Genomic DNA, 3,651 nt, shown 5'->3' with positions numbered 1-3,651 from the left:
ACGGAGGTCATGCTTCGCCCCTACGGATATATTCGCTTGCATTGAGATGCACCCACGCACCCTACGACTCACAATTTTTTTCTCTTTCTTCTCTTCCTCAGCGTTCTTTGCGTCCTCTGCGGTTCGTTAAAAAAAATCTACTTCACAAACCAAACAAAACTTACATAGCACAATTATCTCTCAATCAACAGTAGGCCGCAGACATATTTATACACTTCCGACTGTAGGGGGATGCTTTAGCTCGTCAATAAAGCGATGCTTGCCATTGGGGGCATGAGTTTAACACTATACATTGGTCAAGTCGCGCCAATGAACGCGCGCACCCACCCCTTTAACGAGGAATATACTATGTATCAAAATTTGCCAATAAATCCACAACTGTATAACATCGGGTTCTGGCTGGCTCAAGTGCCTGTAGAACAGACTACAACAACAACTAGCAGAGTAGAAGATGCAGCACTCCTCTATTCCGGGCCGCAATTTTTTATCGCCCTCATCGCTGGAGTCGTACTAGCCTGCGCTTTCCAACTATTGCTCACAAATTTATCAGTAGCTGCGGGCCTTTCTTATATCGGACAATCCCACGACGACGGACACCACTCGGATAGCGGCGCCCCCCCCGTACGCCACATCGGGCGCAAAGTCGGTACTTGGACTCTAATTACCGTCACCGTCGCCCTATTTTTCGCTTGCTTGCTAGCAGTTAAGCTTAGCTTGATTAGCAGTCCCGGTTTAGGTGCGATCGTCGGTTTAGTCGTGTGGGCTACCTATTTCTCACTCCTCGTCTGGGTGAGCTCTACCACCGTCGGTTCCCTGATCGGTTCCGTCGTTAACACCGCAACATCAGGCGTTCAAGCTATTTTCGGCACCGCAGCCGCCGCCCTCGGCGCCAAAGCAGCCAGCAACCAAGTAGTGGCCACCGCCAAAGCAGCAGCAGCAGCAGTGGGCCACGAACTCGGTAGCGCGATCGACCCTACAAGCTTGCGGGAAAACGTCGAAGACTACATCCAAGCCCTCAAACCGCCGGAATTAGACATCAAAGCGATGCGCAGCGAGTTTGAAAAGCTGCTAAACGATCCGCAACTCAAAAGCATTGCGGGCGAAAATTTGCCGAATCTCGATCGCCAAACTCTCGTAGATTTAGTCAGTTCGCGATCGGACTTGTCAAAACGCGATGTCAACCGGATTGTAGACCAACTCCAAGATGCTTGGAAACAAGTAGGAAAACAAGACCAAAAATCAGACGGCATCGCCCAATTAATAGATTATCTCAAATCAGCAAAATCGGGAGATTTGCTCTCAGATACGCTGACAAGTAGGGTAGAAAAAGTTCTCGGCAATCTGGGCGGTCAAAATTCCGGACAAAACCCCACAATGATGTCCCAAGCAACGACAATGGCAGTCAATGCTTTAATGGGAGTAGTTTTGGGTCGCACGGATATTTCCGACTTAGATGTGGAAAAAGTAATGGGTCAGCTTAAAACAGCTAAGGACAAAGTTAGCCAGCAAGCTGATAAAATTACCGCTAAAGTCAAAGGCGAACCAGAAACTTATAGCCCAATTCGTGCAGACGTAGAAAACTACTTGCTCAACACTTATTCGTGGCAAATGAACCCGCAAACGATCGAGCGCGAATTTCGTGACGTGCTCTACGATCCAACGGCAGATCCGGGAACTGTGCGCCGCGAATTAGAAAAACTAAATCAGTCTAAGTTTGCGGAAATTCTGGCAAGTCGCGGCGTTTTTACCCAAGACAAAATTAAAGAAATTTCCCAGGAATTAGAAGGAATTAGACAGCGAGTTTTACAAACTGCTATTTTTGCAGAGGAGCAAGAAAAAGCTCGCGATTTGCAGTGGCGCGTGGAAACTTATTTGAAGCTGACGCCGAAAGCAGAACTCACAGCAGCAGGTATCGGGAGCGATTTTAAGAAAATCTTAGAGGATTCTGATGCGAATTACGAACAGTTGCGCGATCGGCTGGCTCCTTACACCCGCGACAGTTTCGTGCAAATCCTCAGAGGCCGCGAAGGCTTCGGTTTCCAGGAAGTAGACCAGATTGTTAAAGAGTTGGACAGGACGCGAGATGTAGTTTTAGCAGATTCTAAAGGTCTGCAAGAAGCTGCGCAAGTCCGACTAGACAATCAGTGGCAAAAAGTACAAGAATACTTGCAGTCTACGGGCAAAGAAGAACTAAATCCCGAAGGACTCAAGCGCGATTTCAAAACGCTGCTGGACAACCCGGAAGCGGGAATGTGGGCGCTAAAAGCTAGAGCTTCTCGCTTCGATCGCGAAACTTTGGTAAAATTGCTATCTCAGCGAAAAGACCTCAGCGAAGACCAAGTAAACCAGCTTCTCGACAGTGCCGAAGAAACTTGGCACAGCGCGCTGGAAGCACCGCAAAAGCTGGCAGAAAAAGCTAAGGATCAGTACGACCAAACTACTACCGCCCTGGCAGATTACCTGCGCAATACAGGCAAGTCAGAACTCAATCCTGAAGGGATTAAGCGGGATTTGACGAAACTGATGGAAAATCCCAAGGAAGGGGCTTTAGCGCTGCGCGGCCGCCTTTCTCAGGTCGATCGCGATACTTTGGTCAAGCTGCTTTCTCAGAGAGAAGATTTGACCGAGGAACAAGTCAATCAAATTATCGACCAAGTGCAGGAAACTCTAGGATCGATCGTCAAAGCGCCGCGCCGTTTGGCGAAGCGGGTGCAAACTCAAGTCCAGGATTTTCAGAGCATTTTAGAGGATTATTTGCGCAATACCGGCAAGGATGAATTAAATCCCGAAGCCATCAAGCGCGACTTGCAACTGTTGCTGCACGATCCAAAAGTCGGCGCTTACAGTTTGGGCGAACGACTGTCGCATATCGATCGAGCGACGATGATTTCTCTGCTGTCTCAGCGGCCGGATATTTCGGAAGCAGAAGCTGCTCGGATTGTCGATCAAATTTTGTCGGTGCGCGACCAATTCGCACTGCAAATCCAGAAAATTCAGGAGGGAATTCAATCGGTAATTGACGGAATTCTCGGTAAAATTCGGGATTATCTCAATTCGCTCGATCGCCCGGAACTCAATTATGAAGGCATTACGCGGGACGTGCGCAAGTTATTTGACGATCCGCAAGCCGGATTTGATGCTTTGCGCGATCGCCTCGGTCATTTCAACCGCGATACTTTAGTAGCCTTAATTAGTTCGCGCGAGGACATTTCCGAAGCAGATGCGAACCGCTTGATCGACCAAATCGAAAAAAGCAGAAATACCGTCTTGCAAAGAGCAGAACGCTTGCAGCAAGAAGCACAGCTTCGCCTCGAAAGCATCAAATTGCAAGCTGAAAAACAAGCCGAAGAAACCCGAAAAGCAGCGGAAGTTGCCTCTTGGTGGCTGTTTTTCACCGCTCTTTCCTCGGCCGTAGCGGCTGCGGGCGCTGGTGCTTTAGCCGTCATCCGCTAAACAAGAGTCAATTTGTGCGATCGAATTTCTAATAGTGCCTGATGTCAGTAGAAACTCACATCAGGCACTATTTTTATCAGCCTTCTCAAAAGCGGTGAGGTGTTTCTGGTAAGAGCATTTCGCCTCGATTCACTATTATAAAACTGGTTCGATCGTTCGGAATGCGAGTCCGCATCCAAGAAAGGACTCGCATTCCGA

Annotated in this window: 1 protein-coding gene; it reads left to right on the top strand. The window is 48.6% G+C overall.

Annotated elements, in window-relative coordinates; genetic code table 11:
- Positions 1-348: 348 nt before the first annotated feature.
- Positions 349-3,453, top strand: a complete 3,105-nt coding sequence (locus QT974_RS32470) for an MFS transporter (protein ID WP_333472480.1) — start codon at positions 349-351, stop codon at positions 3,451-3,453.
- Positions 3,454-3,651 lie beyond the last annotated feature (198 nt).

Origin of the sequence: Microcoleus sp. BM001215392, assembly GCF_036700185.1 — a bacterium.
GTDB lineage: Bacteria > Cyanobacteriota > Cyanobacteriia > Cyanobacteriales > Microcoleaceae > Microcoleus.
The sequence above is the reverse complement of the archived record's forward strand: the minus strand, read 5'-3'. Positions and strand labels throughout refer to the sequence as shown.

Bases quoted from the DNA above. Each gene is read 5' to 3' on its own strand.
- QT974_RS32470 (WP_333472480.1), top strand. From the start codon at position 349: ATGTATCAAAATTTGCCAATAAATCCACAACTGTATAACATCGGGTTC.